At 40.8% G+C, this 17,528-nt stretch carries 12 protein-coding genes and 1 riboswitch; all 12 genes read right to left on the bottom strand.

Translation table 11 applies throughout. The features are described 5' to 3' along the window. Positions 1–25: 25 nt before the first annotated feature. The 12 genes from ACYQ03_RS16160 to ACYQ03_RS16105 all read right to left on the bottom strand — a co-directional run bounded on the left by ACYQ03_RS16160 (position 26) and on the right by ACYQ03_RS16105 (position 17,011). Complete coding sequence (locus ACYQ03_RS16160; protein WP_459910989.1) at positions 26–1,708, bottom strand: methylmalonyl-CoA mutase family protein; 1,683 nt, start codon at positions 1,706–1,708, stop codon at positions 26–28. Positions 1,709–1,744: 36 nt separating this feature from the next. Further along, on the bottom strand, positions 1,745–2,299 hold the full coding sequence (locus ACYQ03_RS16155; protein WP_459910988.1) for a cob(I)yrinic acid a,c-diamide adenosyltransferase: 555 nt from the start codon (positions 2,297–2,299) through the stop codon (positions 1,745–1,747). 413 nt (positions 2,300–2,712) lie between these two features. Beyond that, complete coding sequence (locus tag ACYQ03_RS16150) at positions 2,713–3,459, bottom strand: ECF transporter S component (protein ID WP_459910987.1); 747 nt, start codon at positions 3,457–3,459, stop codon at positions 2,713–2,715. Continuing rightward, complete coding sequence (locus tag ACYQ03_RS16145; protein WP_459910986.1) at positions 3,456–5,138, bottom strand: ABC transporter ATP-binding protein; 1,683 nt, start codon at positions 5,136–5,138, stop codon at positions 3,456–3,458. The genes ACYQ03_RS16150 and ACYQ03_RS16145 overlap by 4 nt, the downstream gene beginning before the upstream one ends. Beyond that, positions 5,111–6,040: an energy-coupling factor transporter transmembrane component T gene (locus ACYQ03_RS16140; RefSeq protein ID WP_459910985.1), complete on the bottom strand. Its 930-nt coding sequence runs from the start codon at positions 6,038–6,040 to the stop codon at positions 5,111–5,113. Before ACYQ03_RS16140 ends, ACYQ03_RS16145 begins: the two co-directional genes overlap by 28 nt. 95 nt (positions 6,041–6,135) lie before the next feature. Then, entirely contained in the window at positions 6,136–7,140 is a 1,005-nt protein-coding gene (locus ACYQ03_RS16135; protein WP_459910984.1) for a prenyltransferase/squalene oxidase repeat-containing protein, read from the bottom strand. Positions 7,141–7,267: 127 nt separating this feature from the next. Then, the gene (locus tag ACYQ03_RS16130) at positions 7,268–8,002 is read right to left on the bottom strand and encodes a DUF4430 domain-containing protein (RefSeq protein WP_459910983.1); all 735 of its coding nucleotides are present in this window, start codon (positions 8,000–8,002) and stop codon (positions 7,268–7,270) included. 22 nt (positions 8,003–8,024) lie between these two features. Continuing rightward, positions 8,025–12,035 carry an S-layer homology domain-containing protein gene (locus tag ACYQ03_RS16125; protein ID WP_459910982.1) on the bottom strand — a complete coding sequence of 1,337 codons (4,011 nt, stop codon included), beginning with the start codon at positions 12,033–12,035 and terminating at the stop codon, positions 8,025–8,027. A 155-nt stretch (positions 12,036–12,190) separates the two neighbouring features. Beyond that, a riboswitch (cobalamin riboswitch) is annotated at positions 12,191–12,381 on the bottom strand. Positions 12,382–12,411: 30 nt separating this feature from the next. After that, positions 12,412–13,164 (bottom strand): DUF6125 family protein, encoded by a 753-nt coding sequence (locus tag ACYQ03_RS16120; protein WP_459910981.1) that lies wholly within the window; start codon positions 13,162–13,164, stop codon positions 12,412–12,414. A gap of 13 nt (positions 13,165–13,177) precedes the next feature. After that, on the bottom strand, positions 13,178–14,371 hold the full coding sequence (locus ACYQ03_RS16115; RefSeq protein WP_459910980.1) for a M24 family metallopeptidase: 1,194 nt from the start codon (positions 14,369–14,371) through the stop codon (positions 13,178–13,180). 54 nt (positions 14,372–14,425) lie between these two features. Further along, entirely contained in the window at positions 14,426–14,635 is a 210-nt protein-coding gene (locus ACYQ03_RS16110; protein ID WP_459910979.1) for an AbrB/MazE/SpoVT family DNA-binding domain-containing protein, read from the bottom strand. A gap of 267 nt (positions 14,636–14,902) precedes the next feature. Next, positions 14,903–17,011, bottom strand: coding sequence for a sigma 54-interacting transcriptional regulator (locus tag ACYQ03_RS16105; protein ID WP_459910978.1), 2,109 nt, complete (start codon positions 17,009–17,011; stop codon positions 14,903–14,905). Positions 17,012–17,528: the final 517 nt, after the last annotated feature.

Raw genomic sequence — 17,528 nt, 5'->3', positions numbered from 1 at the left:
CCTTTATAAAGATCCCCAAAGATTTTTAGTAAATTCCAGGGTCACGGTATTCACCGAAAACTTCTCTATAAACATCGCAGACCTCTTGAACAGTGGCATAACTCTTAACTGCTTCAATGCAATATGGCATCACATTGTCGCCTCTTCTGCAAGCGTTTTCCAGATCTTTCAGTGTCTCAGCCACCCTACGGCTATCGCGCTTTCTCTTAACTGCAGCAAGGCGTTCTAACTGTTCATTTTCAACTGAATCATCGATTTCCAGGAATGGAATTTCAACTTGCTCGTCTGCTTCAACATACTTATTGACACCGATCATAACTTTTTCCTGGGCATCAATTTGCTGTTGGAATTTATAAGCAGCATCAGAAATTTCTAATTGTGGGAAACCTTTATCGATGGCTGCAATCATGCCACCCATTTCATCAATCTTATGAATGTACTCCCAAGCCTTTTCTTCCATTTCATTGGTCAGTGCCTCTACGAAATAGGAACCAGCCAATGGATCGATGGTGTTGACAACTCCAGTTTCTTCAGCAATAATCTGCTGTGTTCTCAAGGCAATTTGTACTGCATGGTCCGAAGGCAAGCACAATACTTCATCCAGTGAGTTTGTATGCAGCGACTGAGTTCCTCCCAGTACAGCAGCCAGAGCCTCGGTAGCAGTTCTAACCACGTTGTTGTAAGGTTGTTGAGCAGTTAGTGAACATCCAGCTGTCTGGGTGTGGAATCTCATCCACCAGGAACGAGGATCTTTAGAGCCATAACGGTCACGCATAGCCTTAGCCCAGATCCGGCGGGCAGCTCTCAGCTTGGCAATTTCTTCAAAGAAATCAATATGTGAGTTAAAGAAGAAAGATAACCTAGGAGCAAACTCATCGACATGTAAGCCTTTACGCCGAATAGCATCCTCAACATATTCCATACCATCTCTTAAAGTGAAGGCCAATTCCTGAACAGCAGTGGCTCCAGCTTCTCGGATGTGATAGCCGCTGATGCTAATGGTATTCCACTTGGGAACATATTTGGTACCAAACTCAACAGTATCACTGATTAATTTTACCGACGGCTCAGGCGGGCACATAAAAGTTTTCTGAGCAATAAATTCCTTTAACATATCATTTTGAATTGTTCCTCCAATTTTGGTAAGGGGAATTCCCAGTTCCTGTGCCGAGGCACAGTACATGGCCCATAATACCGTTGCAGGAGGATTAATAGTCATGGAGGTGGTGATTTTGTCTAAAGGAATTCCTTGAATAAGATCTCTAAAATCATCAATTGTATCGATGGCTACACCACATTTTCCACACTCACCCTTTGCCTTGGGGGAATCAGTATCATAACCCATTAGTGTCGGAAAATCGAAGGCTGTACTCAGACCAGTTTGGCCGGTTTTTAATAGATAATGCCAGCGTTTATTGGTCTCTACAGCAGTACCCATACCTGCAAACATTCTAAAGGTCCAATATTTCCCCCTATATCCAGTGGGCTGATTTCCTCTTAAATATGGAAATTGTCCAGGATAAGCGATATCTTTCTCAAAGTCCATGTTCTTTATGTCTTCGGGACCATAAATTCTCTTAATTTCCAGATCAGAAACTGTGGTCCACTTTTCTTTTTGGTCAGCATGCTTAGCAACTGATTTTTTAACTTCATCTTCCCACTTTTGCCTTAAGCTACTTGCTTGATTCAATAATTCTTCAGTAAACAAAAATTATTCCCTCCTAACATTTATTTTGTGATAGTGCTAGTACTCTATTCCAGCCCTATCTTTAATCCCCGCATTATAGTGATGTTTAATTTCCGTAACTTCACTTACTAAATCAGCTATTTCTCTCAGCTTCTCTGAAGCATATCGTCCAGTTAATATTAGATCTAATTCAATAGGTTTATTTTTGGCAAGATCTAGCACTTCTTCCTCTGGAATTAAATTAAAGTCAACAGCAACATTAATCTCATCCAGAATGACCATGTTGTATTTCCCACTGGTAATTATCTCTTTAGCCTTTTCAAAACCTTGCCGAGCCAAATCAACATCCACCGGTGCAGGATTGTTCCTCATAACAAAACTATCAAGGCCAAATTGATGAATATGAAGATTCGGCAGATATTTTTCAGCTGCTAGAACTTCTCCATATTTGCGTCCTTTCATAAACTGGATTAAACATACTTGATAGCCCTGCCCAGTGGCCCTTAAAGCCTGACCAAAGGCAGATGTTGTTTTACCCTTACCGTTGCCTGTAATCACCATTACCAATCCACGTTTGGCTATACTGGCAGTAGATTTCATTTCACCCAACATTTTCACCCCCTTATTATTTTTGACTTGTTTCAGGCAACTATTTTGGTATCAAAAAATTCTGAATGTTAAATCTATTAATAGCAACTTTCATGCCAGCATTTAATATCTCCCTCCTAAACAAAAAATGATTTAAAGATACTTCTTGTTTTTCTTTTCTGAGCAGAAAGGCAACACTTTAGGGTTTGTTGGGTCTGTTGCATATTATTTAGAAAGCATTGGTTTGATCCTTTAGCTATTGTCATTTACCTCAATCAATATTTTTTTCTGACATTTTCTCGTAAAAAAAGGAATAGTTCACTGAACTATTCCATCATTCTTCAATCCTTCTTCAATTAAACCGTTGCTGCTTGACAACACTAAGCATAAAACTTTGCCGTTGCACAGTTGATGCACTGTTGTTGTAACGCAGTATCCTATATACTATTATCTTGGCTAATTTTTTTTATATCACTAAGGTTATCTTTTATGATACTGATTTTTAATTTTCTTTGAAATCGCTTTAATATCTTAATAAAACTTGTTCCAAACAATAAACAAAAAACAACATTTCCTAAAGCATGAAAAGTGTCAAACCAGAAACTGGCCGCATAGGTAAGAACAAAGGACTGCCAATTTAAAGGTTGAATAAAGGCAGCCCATGACCAAATGGTCATTATACAGCCAAAAAGATAGCCCCAAAAAAAATTAAAAAATGTTAGTCCCTTAATTCCAATGCCCGGATAGACCTTTTTGAGTAGCCCTGCCGAAGCACCTGCTAAGCCCCAGATAAACATCTGCCACGGCGTCCAAGGCCCCTGTCCTAAAAAAAAGTTGGACACCAAGGCCGCCGTTGATCCAATCATAAAACCTGCGTTAGGTCCCAAAACAAAGCCAGAAATAATCACAATAAAGGTTGTTGGCGTCACATTTGGTAAGGCAGCAAAGGGAATACGCCCCACCGCAGCAATGGCCACCATTACGGTAATAAAAGCTATTTCCCGAGCTGTCTTCTCCCTCTGTTCAAAACCCCAGTAGAGAAAGGCCAAAGCAATGATCAATATTTCAAGTGAAAGCATGCCCCACCCCTGTTTAGCCACAATATTATTATTTTTTATGCTGGCTAACAGGAATCCAAGGGTAATCAATAAAAAAATAGGAAAAGCTAATCTGCGTATACTCACCTTAATCCCTCTTTCAGAACGATGGTCTGGCAGTTTTTCCTCTCTTGCAGCAGTGGTTCAATTTTTTCTATAGCCTGTTGAAATGTTAGAATCCCTTGACTAAATCCTCGGAAAAGTTTGCCTATCTGTGTGGAATAATAGATTGATTTGGCAAAGGTCTCGCACGTGTCTCCGTCACTTACAATCCTTCCATCAAACATCATGATCACCCGAGAAGCATATTTAGCAGCAAATTCAATGTCGTGGGTAACCATAACCACACTAACACCGTGAGCTGTCTGGTTAATTAAAAAATTACCCAACTCTTCCTTTAAGTGATAGTCTAGTCCACGGGTCGGTTCATCAAGTACCAGCAGTTCTGGTCTTGTGACCATAATTGAAGCCAAAGCCACCCGCTGCCGTTCTCCGCTACTTAAATCACGGGGGTTAACTCCTCTGTTGCAGCTTAGCTGCAGCTGCTCCAGTATCTGATCTATAATACCGTCATCCTTTAGCTTGAAATTTTTTAAGGTAAACATTAACTCATCTTCTACTGTATCTTGAAATAAATAGTCGTTTGGATTTTGGGATAGGTAGGCAACCCGGCTATTATTATTAAGCTTCACCTTTCCTCGTCCTGGTTGCACCAGACCCACAAGATTTTTTAATAAAGTAGATTTACCGGCCCCATTTTCTCCCAGTATAACGATAAATTCTCCATTATTGATTTTTAGATTTATTTCTTGTAATACTTCCTTACCGCCGGGATAGGAATACCATAATTTCTTAACTTCCAGTAGGGGAATTTGGCCTAAACCTGCTTCCGTGCTCTGATTTTTCGGCTGTGTCAGGTTAACCTCGGTAGAAGTGGCCTCTTCTCCGAATAACTTAATTAATTGCTTTCTTCCCTCTTTTATGGTAATGGGAACAGTATGATAGCCTAATAGGGAAAACAATCTGGCCACAGGAGGTATAAAGGGGATACCTTTTTTTGCTGCCCAGCGAGCAACCTGAACTGGTTGAGCATCCTGTACCACTTTGCCCCTTTCCATCATTATTACCCGATCCGCTAGGTGAAAGCATCTTTCCAATCTCTGCTCGATAAGTACCACCGTAAATCCCAGTTCTTCGTTAAGTCGTTTGATTAGATTTAGAAAGTCTTCGGCTGCTACTGGATCTAACTGTGATGTAGGTTCATCTAGTATCAATACCTTGGGTTGCATTGCCAGAACAGAAGCCAGGGCTAGCTTCTGTTTATGGCCCCCAGACAGATTTGTAATATCCTTCTGCTTGAGTGCCGTAAGATCAAGGAAGCCGATTACCTCTGCCACCCGGCGAAACATATCCCGTTGTGACAGGCCCAAATTCTCCAAGCCGAAAGCTATCTCAGCTTCCACACTGGACATAACCAACTGCTTTTCCGGGTCTTGAAAAACTATACCCACTTCCCTTGCCAATTGCCGCCGATCTATCTCACGCAGCTCCTGGCCCCGGTAATAAATCTCACCACCAAAGCGGCCGCCGTAAAAATTTGGAAGTAAACCAGCCAGCACCCGGGCTAAGGAAGATTTGCCGGAACCAGATGCACCGGCCACCAGAATAAACTCCCCCGTATCAATATTTAAGTTAATCTTAGCTAAGGAAGCCCGTTCATTTTCAGGATAATAATAAGTTAAATTTTGGATTTGATAAAGAGACAATGTTGTCCCCCCCAACTTAACATCACCGGCATGGATAAACATAAAACTAAAACAATTAAAACAATCACTGATGCTGTACCACTGATCAAATAACCAATCAGTGGATAAAAGGTATAAGTGCCACAATCGTGAGCCAATCCCCAAAGACTTATGCCTAAGGCAAAGACACAACTAATGAGGCAGATAAAATCCCGGGGTCTCAATAAATTTCGAACGTAACAGGACCTAGGTCCACTGCCGAATCCCCGGGCTTGCATAGATTCAGCCATTTCCATGGAATTTTCCAGAGATGATAACAGCAAAATATTGACTACGGATGTATATTTATTAATTCTCTCGATAAAGTTACCCTTATTAAAGTTCACCCCGCGCATCCTTTGTACATTCTTTATACGTTCAAATTCCCTTACCATAATCGGAAACAATCTGGTGGACATGTTGATAACTAACGCTGATTTGCCGGTAAATCTGGAAAATAAACTCATGGCCTTATCAGGATGGACCATAAGATTAAACAAACAAAAAACACTTACTATTTCAATCAGTCTGATGCTCATGGAAGCACTGTAATAGAGTGCTTCCATGGAAACTGTCAGTTGTCCTACCACCGGAACACTGGGACCCAACCAGATTATTGTTTTACCATTTTGACCCATTAGGGTGTTAATAAGTACAATGGGTATAGCCAAAAACAAACTTAATTTTAAGTATTTTTCCCAAATCTCTAACCCATCTACGGAACAAATAGCTAGCAGTAGTACCAACAACAGCCCAACTTGGTAAAGGGGGTTACTAAAGCACAAGGCCAGTAAAAACAGTGTTCCCAGGTATAACAGCGAAGCTGCCGGGTGAAGACTCTGTAAAAACAGCCCTTTTTCTTTATACATCAACCAGTCTGACATTCTAAAACACTCCCTGTTCTAAACTACTTAACAATTGTGAGTGTTTGCACTGATTCATTCCATGCCACTTGATAACTTCTTACACCCACCCGAAATTAAATTTTTGGTGTAGCAGAAGTAGGTACTGGATGCGGCTTCTTTCCTTCACCTAGCCTCTGTTCAAAAGGTTTTCCATAGTGTAGATCGGCCAAAGCCATTAACGCATGTTGTGTAGCCATTTCATTAGAACCAGTACCTGCCATATGGGCAAAGGAACCATCCTTCAATTGAAAACCCAGTAAAGCTGTAACAGGATTGCCACCGGGTTTGCTAAGTTCTTCGTTAATAGGATTTATACCTACCGCAAGCAATCCCCTAATGGCAATGGCACAGGATTCAGCATTAACTGCCCCCCAGGAAGCAAACTCACCTTTGGGCCCCTGTACGCTTTGTAAAAAGGCGTAGGCCCTTTGTACCACCGGACTATCTTTCCTTTCACCAAGGGCCCCCAAAGCCAGCAAGGCCATACTGGTGGAATCCACATCCGGAGTTTTTTCGTTGGTATACCAATTAAAGCTGCCATCTTTATGCTGTTGGTCAATTAGCCATTTTTTAGCCTTTGCCTCGTCTGGGATATTGGCCCCTGCAGCGTGCAAAGCCAGTATGGCCCAAATATGTGCATTAACAAGTACTTGGGAGTCATTATCTCCTTGTCCGCTACCATCACTATTATCAGCAAATTTACCATTGGCAAGCTGATTGGCTTGAATTTTTCGAATTAAGTTTTGCCCCTGGAAATTTGCCGGGTCATTCCCTGCAGCCAGCAAAGTGAGAATTAATATACTATCATCAGCAGTGGTCTGAGCCGAGGCCAATTGTTGTTTACAGACCTGATTAACCGGATATACGGCAAGATTTTGACCGGCAGCGGCCAAGGCCAGATAACTCCAGGTGGTAAATTGTGTACCAGACTGTTTAACACTGGCCGTAAGTGCTTTAGTTGCCCGGTCCATTGCCGGCTTGATATCAACGGTGGTTTGGGCTAGAGCTTGCATTGGCAGGATCAATAATAAAGCGACTAATATTATTATTTTAGCCATTGTTTTTCTTCTAATCATCATCCGATCTTCTCTCCTAAATCATTTTTATACTAACCGCCCACGACCATCAGTCACAAACAGCCCTGTGCCGTGGGCCATGAGCCAAGAACCCCAAAGCAAAACATGCACAAAAGCTCCTGGCTCATGGCTATTTTAACTGATCCCATTCAGGGGCTGGAACATTTATACTTTGGCTATACCACCAAATTACTTTATCCTCTTTTTTTACCTCCATTTGACTAGCTCCCAGCATGGGGCTTTGATTATTAATTTTATACATCCAACCTCCCTGCCCTCTATTGCGCTGATTAGCAATAGAATCAACCAATCCTGGATAGCGATTAGACATGGTATAGGCTAAACCAGATGCATCTAACACATCTAATACCGTCATACTCTTCTCATTTTTTATAGTCACAGCAACTCCACTTGGTCCATAAAGCAATTCACCATTCATACCAACTACGGCAAGATTTATGATCCATTGATTCTCCTTTGACTCCGCTGGTGTTGCATTCCCCTGGCTATGGGCTGGTACTGCAGTACTGCCAACATTAGCTCCGGTTTCGCCGACCTTGGCACCGGAGGTTTTAGCTTGACTAACAGTGTGTGAAGACGTATTGTCCTTTTGCTGGCTAGTTACTGGCTGAGACACGGCTGAAGTTTGATCAGAAGTTTGATTTTTTACTTCAACCTCAGTTGATGCAACATTCCTGTCCTTTACTACATTCTCGATCTCTGCTTTACCCTTAATAAGGGAGGTTGGTTGGGAACTTTCTTTAGGCTGGTCGACACTGCTTAATTTGTTGTTGTAAAGGGCGGGTCCCAAAAGAAACGCTAGAATTACAAACAGCATAACAATAACTTTAGTTTTTCCCTTCATTCAACACACTCCAATAAAAATACTATAGATTTGCCAGCATCCGGTAAATCATAACCGCACATTCTGCCCTGCTGGTAGTACGATCGGGCCGGAATGTTTCATCAGGAAAACCCTTTACCAGTCCCTTTTCTGAGACAGCCAACACACTGGCTTTGGCCCAGGGTTTAACATTATCACTATCCGCAAAGGGCAATATCTGTTCAGAGGGTTGTAGGTCCAAAGCTCGGGCTAAAATAGCAGCCACTTCTTCTCTGGTAATAGTATTGTTAGGACAGAAAAAGCCATCCTTATATCCCTTAACCAAACCGGACTCATATGCTGTTGCTAGTGCCCCGGCATACCAATCATCGGCTTTAACATCTGTGAAGGTTTCAGCAACATCATTCTGCGTCGGTAAAGCTAAGGCCTTAACCAGCATAACTGTAAATTCAGCCCGGGTTACTGGCCTTAGGGGTTCAAAGATGTTACCATCTACACCACCCACAATATCTGCTCCAGCCAACACTTCTATGGAGTTTTGAGCCCAGCCACAGGACCCAGAGTTGACATCAGTGAAAGATTTGACTGCTTCTTGGGCAAATATGGCGTATTTGCTAAAGTGTTGAATTCTACCCCAAACTAACCCTTTGTTTAAATCCACCACCGCCGGAACTGCTACCCAGTTACCGCTTTTTTGATTAAACCAGGCCAAATATATGCTTTCCGGTTTTACTAAGGGAGGAATAACCACCTGAAGTGCTAGGGTTGCTGGTATAGAAAATTCTGTTCCGTCTGGACCAAATTCATAGGTAGCAGACAATCGTTGTAGACCAGTGGGTAATTGGGTATTATCCTTGGCCAGCTTGCTAATCGTTATTTCAGTATCCTTTGCCAGTGACTGGGCAGGAACAATCAATCCTAACTGGCCCCCCTCTTCTGCCAGTGCTGCACCCTGATCTGCTGCAACCCTTTGCTGTATTTGTAAGGGTTTTTGTAAAATATCCTTTTCGGAGGCCAAGGCAACCATATTTACCGGTTTTCTATCACCCACAACAACCACCGCTTGACCCCCTTGGCCAAGGTTGCCCAGTTCAAAGGTATTTTCTTGCAACCCCAGGGTTTGGTTAATATTTTCTAGAGCTGCCAGGGTATCCTCCGAGGCCTGTAAGGCTGCAGGCAGGTTTTTATTTTGTTCTTGAAGGTTAGTTAGCAAACCAAGTTCTGGTGTAACAACTTCACCCTCGGAGACACTATCCCAGGTGGGACCTGAATTACTGGCACTGGTGCTATACCACCAAAGGATTTCATCTCCCTCTTTGACCGTTTTATCGGAGGCTGCTACGGCCGGTGAACTTCCGTTCACCTTATACATCCAACCCTTTAAACCTTCATTTCTTTGACCGTCAATACTTGTTACCAAGCCACCGGACTCAGTGTAACCCAATCCCGTAGCTTCCAAGGCACCCAGGACTGTGAGTTTCCCCTGACTATCCTTACCCACCATCACACTACTTGGCCCGAAAAGTAAATCACCACCCTTACCTACAATAGCAATTTCTACACTGCATTGGTCCTGAGCTGGGTCTGTTGGGGGAGTATTTCCGCCACCAGGATTCCCCTGACCTGAGACTAATCTATAAGCAGCCAATGCTTCTGTGGCACCAGTAATGTTTTTTAAAGTACCAAAAGTTCCGTCGCCATTCATGGTATTGTTCAGAAGATAATCTACCGGTGTTAAACCATTGGCATTTTTCCATTCAGTACTTGAGGGATCTATACCCAGTTTCTTCAGGGTAATGATAACCCCAGAGTTATCCATGGCCGGGTCATCCCAGGTGGAGTAAACACCACCATCTGTTTGCTGTAAACCCTTTAGATATTTTAGACCATTGTTAATGGCTGATTGAATCTCTTGGTCCGTACTAGCATCCGGCAGATAAGCAAGTGACCGAATGGCTTGGGTGGTAGAGAGAAAGTCAGGATAATAGCTACCAAAGGTTTCACCCCAAGAACCGTCTACCTTATTTTGTTTGGCCAGTATATATTCCTTAACATCATTGATATTTAGGCTGCCAATCATCCCCACTTCACCCAAGGCAATATAGGCCCACATATCACTATAAACACTGTTTTCAAAGGATTCCTTTCCAACGTGTCGCTGCACTAGCTGATCTGCCAATTTTCCCCTAAGAGTGGTATCATTCCATTGGCTCAAGGCCAGTAAACACTTAGCCATTGTATTGGTTCTAGATTTTTTCTTCCAAGTTGAATTAGAACCAGCATATTCGTCATATGACCTTCCCAGAGCTTTCAGGGCAATCAATGTTTCCGCAGTGTTATAGGTACTGTCCCAGCTATTGATGGCAATGGCGGCCCTATCAGGATCTTGCACATCCATAAGGTAAGTCAGACCGTCCTGGATAGTCTTATTTACATCCGTTGTTTTATCAAAATAGCTAAGGGCAGTAATTACCTGGGCAGTTGTGTCTGCCTCCTCTGGTGTCCATTCTGATCCCCAGGCTACCCCAGCATCATAGCCAAAAATATCCTTATGACTCTTCTTTAACCCATCGATATAGGTAAAAGCCTTTCCTTGGTCGATACTTCCCAGTATGCCTGCTTTACCCAATGCTATAAGTACTGTCACATGATCGTAGATGTTGTTTCCAAAACTTCCATCTGCTGCCTGTCTTTCTGCAATAGCACTGGCTAAGGTAGCTATATCCGGTGCCCCAAGGCTTTCTTTATTAACTAAGGCAAATCTAACTGTCGGATCTACAGTAGAGTCAGCTAGATTTGTTTCGTCTAAATTAATTTCTGTGACAATATCTGAGTACACTTCATCAGTTAAAGATGATTTAGTTTCGGTGGTTTCGCCAAACTCAACTTCATTGATTTCCTCTTCAGTTGGAGCCTCTGTGGTGGGGGCTGATTCAACTTCAACCTTTGTTTCTATTTCAATCTCTGTGGCTTCGTCTTGGTCTATCTCAGTTTCATTGTTTACTTCTTCGGCTGTAGCCTCTGTAGCTGGGGCTGATTCAGTTTCAAACGTTGTTTCTATTTCGATCTCTGTGGCTTCGTTTTTGTCTATCTCAGTTTCATTGCTTACTTCTTCGGCTGTAGCCTCTGTAGCTGGGACTGATTCAGTTTCAAACGTCGCTTCTATTTCGACCTCTGTGGCTTCGTCTTGGTCTATCTCAGTTTCATTGTTTACTTCTTCGGCTGTAGCCTCTGTAGCCGGGGCTGACTCAGCTTCATTTGGTGCCGCCTCCAAACTAACTGCAGTGGCTAACCTTGGTTCAACTGCATTTGCTGAGTATGATTGAACTGCATTTAGTGCTGTCAACTCTTTGGCTAATTCCACTGCTGTGGCTGATTGATCAGAGGCAGTAGCCACAGCAGAAGCTATTACAATTTCTTCTAAAGACTTTTCCTGCTGAACCCAACCTCCTACTGACAGATCTTCACCCGCCTTGACTAAGGCTTCTATACAACGATAATCAAAGTCAAACCCTTGTGCATCATAGGCAATAGTACCGTTTTGATACTTTTGTTTGAAATAGGTAATAGCTTTACTAATGGTATCCTCTACCTGTTGCTTATCTGCTCCACTCTCTAGGTCATCTTTAATGGATGCTAAAGCCAGCAATGGTACTTTAGTTCCATATTCATTGCCCAAAGGTCCAAAACTACCATCACCATTCTGGGTGGCGCATATATAACTAACTAAAGTAAGATTATCCCCCAGCAAATCAGACAATTCTACTATTTCCTTTTTTAACGTTTTGCCATTATTGGTCCATTTTTCAGACCCTAAATCCTCTCCGCTCAGGGTTAACACATAGGCAGTATAGCCATCGATTTTTACTCCAGCCTTATATTGCTTATGTATAAATTCAATGGCTTTTTGGGATAGCTGGCTGGCAGTGTAGCTCTCCCCCGGCTCACTGGCCGCTGCCAAGTTTGGTATAGTTAATAACGCAGTGATATTCAAAATAAAACAAAGGGTTGTTAGTATTGACATAAGCCTTAACCAAATTCTTTTTTTCTTCATGTTTGTACTCACCTTCTCTGTTAATAATTACCTGTTGTTTGTAGCACAGTGACAAATAAAAAACCCCGGTTCCACCAATGTACCGGGGTTTTATGACGGTGCCGGTAAAGACGGCACAAACACCATGAAACCACCTCCTATACATCCGTAGGCATTGTGGTAACCTAGAATAGGCAGGTTTCCTGGCTCTGGATCATCGGAACCCCACGCCTTCCCAGGATTTTTCCCAGTGGCGATTTGTGGGGCCCCTCCTCATTACAGTGGCGGTACCGCGTCGGTCTTACACCGACTTCCCTTTCAAGCTTTACCTTATATTGAGCAAAGCACCTATTCCAGTAATTATAATATTATATTAAATTGTTCTCGGTCTATGACTCTAAGCTTCTTCAACCAATGTAAAACGCCAAGCACAGTACCATTCTTCGGGATGAGCATCAGGTGGGCAACCAATACATTCAGTCTTAATTCTAGGATCTATGGTTTTGGCAAACTGAGTGTACTCAACTAAGCCGGCAGACTTACAGGGATAATCCTCTAACCCTTGACGCTTCCTGGCTGCCTGTACCCGACAGTCATTCATCTGGAAAACAATACTATTGGGACCTTCATCGATAACGGATTGCACATTTATTCTAGCATACATCCTCATTTGCAGTGCTTTCTTTAAGCCTTCGAGTCCCGGTTTTTCTGACAACCCTAAAAATCTTTTTATGGTATCTGCCTCAAAGGGTGAAAATTTTCCCCAACATGAATCATTACACCTTTTTGCATCATTCATACCGTGTTTAAATTCAACTGCTTGAAACCAGATTCCGTCGTTCGCCAACCAATTAATTGAGGTATTGGTGAGTAGTTCTAATAATTTTTCCCTAGGCATAGATAAAAAGTGTTTGGGCACCCCGTTTTCCATTTCAAAACCAAAAAATTTCCCAAAACGCTTCATTTGGATATTTAAACTCTTCTGATAGGCAGTGTCCAAAACTTTCAGAGCCTCCTGAAAGCCCATTTGATGCTGTACTTCATTAAACCATAAAGCATGATGAATTACTATGCGATGAAACATATCCATGGCTAATTTGCCTAAATTCTCATTACTAAGGGACTCATCCCAGGTTAAGTTTTTCGCCATAATTCCCCCCCCATTATTTTAAATAGGTAATAACATTAGGTGTAACACTCAAATAATCAGGGCCCTTCTCAGTCATAACAAAACTATTTTCAATGCCAATAGCCCCCTCAGGGAAAACAAACTTAGGTTCTAGAGCAAAGGTCATGCCAGGGATGATTGGGGCTTTTATCCCCTTGGCCAATATGGGAAGTTCATCTAATTCCAAGCCAATACCATGCCCAATAAATTTAACCTTATCTTCCATATAACCCATAAAGTTATCTTTATAGCCCATTTCCTCTGCTAATTTAAGTGCCAATAGATAAGGTTCCTCTGCCGGAGTACCTGGTTTAATAGATTTAATTATTTCCGACTCGATAAATAATGCAGCTTCAAATGCCTTGACCATTTGGGAACTAAGTTCACCGATACAGAATATCCTGGTTTGGTCCCCTGTGTAGCCATGAACCACACAGGTATAATCAATATAAACTACTTCATTACGGCAAACCTTTTTCCAGCCCGCACCATGGGGATGGGTTACAGCAACGCCGGTTCCGCCAACTGGTCCATCAAAAAAACTAGGGGTGGTGGCACTATTTCCTGAACAGGTATTGCCTAGGAATAAATCTTGATTAAATGCTCTCATTTTACAGCAACCTGAGTACCCTCTTTTACGCATTTCAGCTTCAAATAATGCAGCCAACTCAATCTCCAACATTCCTTCACGTAAAAAAGATGGTACAGCTAAATGTGCCTTATCTATTACACCTAGAGATTGGCGAAGAAGTTCTATTTCATAGGGTGATTTAATTGCACGAATTTCTTTAATTGTGGGTGAAATATCAAAAAAAGTTGCATCAGGAAAAACCTTTTGATATCTTAGATAAAGATTTACAGGTAGTACATCCAATTCCAAGCCTATTTTTTTAAATCTGGTATAACCAAATGCGGCCAGAATCGTAGGAATCTCTTTAGGACTTCCAATAGAAACAATATTCTTAAGGGGTGATTCGCTCCTACCGCGATTTAAACTCTTTTTGATCATTAATACTGGTTCGCCACTGACAGGTACATACAAAAACGAGTTCTGTACTGTACCAGTAAAATAAAACATATCACTGTTAAGAACAATAATCGTCCCATCTAAGAATTGCTCAGCCAGCTTTTCCTGAAGCCTGGAAATTCTCACATCAACTTCTGTTTTTGGAGTTAACTTAATTTCCATCTTTTCCTTCCTTCGCATAAAATAGCAGCTCATTAGATTGAATTTTCTGGCTACTTATTTAACGTCTATCAATATTCCCTCATGAATAATCTGATCAAGTATTTCCTCAAGGTTATCATTTAAGCCATCTGTTTGAGGGATCAATAATACTCGGTCTGATTCTATTTTTACCTTCAGCGAATCATTATTTTGTAAGTTAAGTATTTGACTTACCTCCAAGGGGAGCAGTATTTGACCATGCTCGTTAATTCTAATAGAATCCATATTCCCAACTCCTTTTTTAAAATTTATTATGGGTGACACAACCAGTTCTAAATTAATTGGATGATATTAACAGTTACTATTAGTATTTCGACCACTGAACTTAACTTTAACACAAGCAACTTCCGTGCCAGAATATGTGTCTTGCAATTTAAAAAGTAATTATCCGGGGCCTTTTTAACGTAAAAAGGGGAATGGTTTTACCATTCCCCTTTTATTCTTTGCACATAAGCAACAATTTATTTTTCCCCTGAATTGCTTGTTATTTACCTATTCCACAGATAAATCCTTAGAGATTTGATATTTGGCTGCTTTTCTGACAATAGTAGAAGCATTTACCTTTAGCTCCTTAGCCATCTGTCTTGTGCTTTGATGTTTGGCATAAACTCTTTCTATTAGCTGTTTCTCAACACTTTCTATGGCGTCTTTGAGTGGAATTATTCCCGATACCATAATATATGAAGAACTGATACCTACTGTATCCCGCAGGCGGAAAGGTAAATCTTCACTGGTTATTGTATCTTTTATAGTAATAACAACCAATCTCTCGATAAGATTTTCTAACTCTCTGATATTGCCAGGCCAATCATATTGCATGATAATATCCACTACCTCTGGGGATATGCTTTTATTTCTTTCGTACTTGCGATTAAAAACTTGCATAAAATGTGCCACAAGGGCTGGTATATCCTCTTTTCTATCACGCAAGGGAGGTATTTGGACAGGAACTACATTTAATCGATAATATAGATCTTCTCGAAATTGTTTTTTCTGTACCATGTCCCAAAGGTCTCTATTAGTGGCAGCTACGATGCGAACATCAACGTTAATATAATTTTTACCCCCCACCCTAATAATTTCCTTGTTTTGTAAAAAGCGAAGCAGCTTAACCTGTAAGTTGAGGGGCATTTCACCAATCTCATCCAAAAATAAAGTGCCGCCGGAAGCCATCTCGATATATCCTGGTTTACCCTCTTTTTTAGCTCCTGTAAAGGCCCCACCATCATAACCGAATAACTCTGATTCCAATAAATTTTCAGGAATAGCCCCACAGTTAACCTTAATATAGGGTTTTTTGGAACGTGAACTGTTGCTATGAATTATCTCCGCAATTAGTTCCTTTCCGGTACCCGATTCACCGTATATTAACACCGTTGAATCAACTGATGCCAATCTTACGACCATATCGATCAGGTTCTTCATCTTTGCCGAAGTAGCGATAATCTTTTCAGAACCAACATACCGTAACTTCAAGGTACGCAGTTCATTTTCATAATGCTGGCTCAACCCTTTAGCTTGTTCTAGCTTATGTTTTAATAAATTTAGCTCAGTTATATCCCTAACATTACAAACAACTCTAATTATTTTCCCATTTACATCCATTACCGGGTTTCCAGTGGTAAGTGTAAGTTTACCACTTTTACTTTTTTGCATCATTGTAATAGATTTCTTCTGTTCTAGCACATGGCAAGTTACTGGTTCAGAAATAATCCCATCTTTTTTAATATCCGCTACGGTTAAACCTAGATACTCATGAAGATCTATACCAGTTAGTTGTCCAAAGGCCTTATTGTAGCGTAAAACCGTTCCTTTACCATCTGTTATAAATAACCCATCATAGGATGATTCAACGATAGCATCTAGTTCTTCATTTAATTCCTTGACATAACATAGTTCCTTAGACATTTTCTCTATTTCGGATATATCCTGAAGAACTGCCACTGCACCAATTATTTTGCCATCCTTAATCATCGGAGAACGGTTGGAAATAAAGGTACGGTTATTAAATATCACTTTCTTCAGAGTATCAACTTCTCCAGTCTCAATAACATCCATAAGGTCACTATTAGGAAGTACATCTAAAATATGTTTTCCAATGACATCTTCGGCCTTCATATCAAGAAATTTTTCAGCGGAATAATTCCAGACCTTAATAATTCCTTTATCATCAATGGAAATAATTAAGTTATGAGTAGAATTGATGATTGTATCAAGTTCCAAGGCTATGTTGCGATGTAAATAGAAAAAGGCCTTTGCTATATCCCCACGGGTTACAATCCCCACAACCCTCCCCTTCTCATCAACAACCGGAAGCCTGGGTACCGTAGCGTTTATAACATCACTAAACTCATCATCCGGGTGGCCAGTTAGAAGCTGTCGGGTCATTAAATCTTTAACTTTGGTTTTATTTAAATCCATACCATTATTGATTACACGGTAAATATGACTCTTTGTGAAAAGGCCAATTAATTTTCCGGTTTTATCTGTCACTGGCGCACCATCAATTTTATTTCCTATAAAAATAGTTACTACCTCACTTACCTTTTGATTTGGGCTTAGGGTTAAGACAGGGGAAGTCATAATCTCCCAGATTTTCATATTAAATCACTCCTGAAAACATTAAATTTAAGTTAAGACTGATTCTGTCTTTCCCTTGGTTATCAGTTTCACCAAGGAACAATTAACCTTATGTCTGCTATCCTTGGGAACCTTAACTAGTTTTATCCCTATAAAAATTAATATCATTACCAGATGCTACCATATACTTATTTTATACTTAATAGCAACACTAAGAAAAGACTAAATAAACTTAAAATTTAGAATATTTTCTCTAAAATTAATGAAGTAATAAATTACTTTGCTTGAAGTGCTTCAGAACAACAGTTACATCAAGTACGCAACAGAGAAAAATTTATTCTAAGTGTTGTCTCGGTGCAACGTTTTTTAGAGGTAGCAAGAAAAAAAATTGCTTAATCTATACCCTTTATTGTAATAAAAAGTCAGAAAGGACAGCGTTTCTAGTAAATACTTTTAGAAACATAAATGATTAGATTATTCAATTAAAAGATGCAACAGTTGTGCCAAAATAATAGTGTTGCCACAATGCTTTTTACTA

The organism is Desulfotomaculum defluvii, assembly GCF_054657375.1.
The sequence above is the reverse complement of the archived record's forward strand: the minus strand, read 5'-3'. Positions and strand labels throughout refer to the sequence as shown.

What these genes read in the sequence shown, in the direction of transcription:
- ACYQ03_RS16155 (WP_459910988.1), bottom strand. Translation starts at nt 2,299, where the DNA reads ATGTTGGGTGAAATGAAATCTACTGCCAGTATAGCCAAACGTGGATTG.
- ACYQ03_RS16140 (WP_459910985.1), bottom strand. Translation starts at nt 6,040, where the DNA reads ATGTCAGACTGGTTGATGTATAAAGAAAAAGGGCTGTTTTTACAGAGT.
- ACYQ03_RS16135 (WP_459910984.1), bottom strand. Translation starts at nt 7,140, where the DNA reads ATGATGATTAGAAGAAAAACAATGGCTAAAATAATAATATTAGTCGCT.
- ACYQ03_RS16130 (WP_459910983.1), bottom strand. Translation starts at nt 8,002, where the DNA reads ATGAAGGGAAAAACTAAAGTTATTGTTATGCTGTTTGTAATTCTAGCG.
- ACYQ03_RS16125 (WP_459910982.1), bottom strand. Translation starts at nt 12,035, where the DNA reads ATGAAGAAAAAAAGAATTTGGTTAAGGCTTATGTCAATACTAACAACC.
- ACYQ03_RS16120 (WP_459910981.1), bottom strand. Translation starts at nt 13,164, where the DNA reads ATGGCGAAAAACTTAACCTGGGATGAGTCCCTTAGTAATGAGAATTTA.
- ACYQ03_RS16115 (WP_459910980.1), bottom strand. Translation starts at nt 14,371, where the DNA reads ATGGAAATTAAGTTAACTCCAAAAACAGAAGTTGATGTGAGAATTTCC.
- ACYQ03_RS16110 (WP_459910979.1), bottom strand. Translation starts at nt 14,635, where the DNA reads ATGGATTCTATTAGAATTAACGAGCATGGTCAAATACTGCTCCCCTTG.
- ACYQ03_RS16105 (WP_459910978.1), bottom strand. Translation starts at nt 17,011, where the DNA reads ATGAAAATCTGGGAGATTATGACTTCCCCTGTCTTAACCCTAAGCCCA.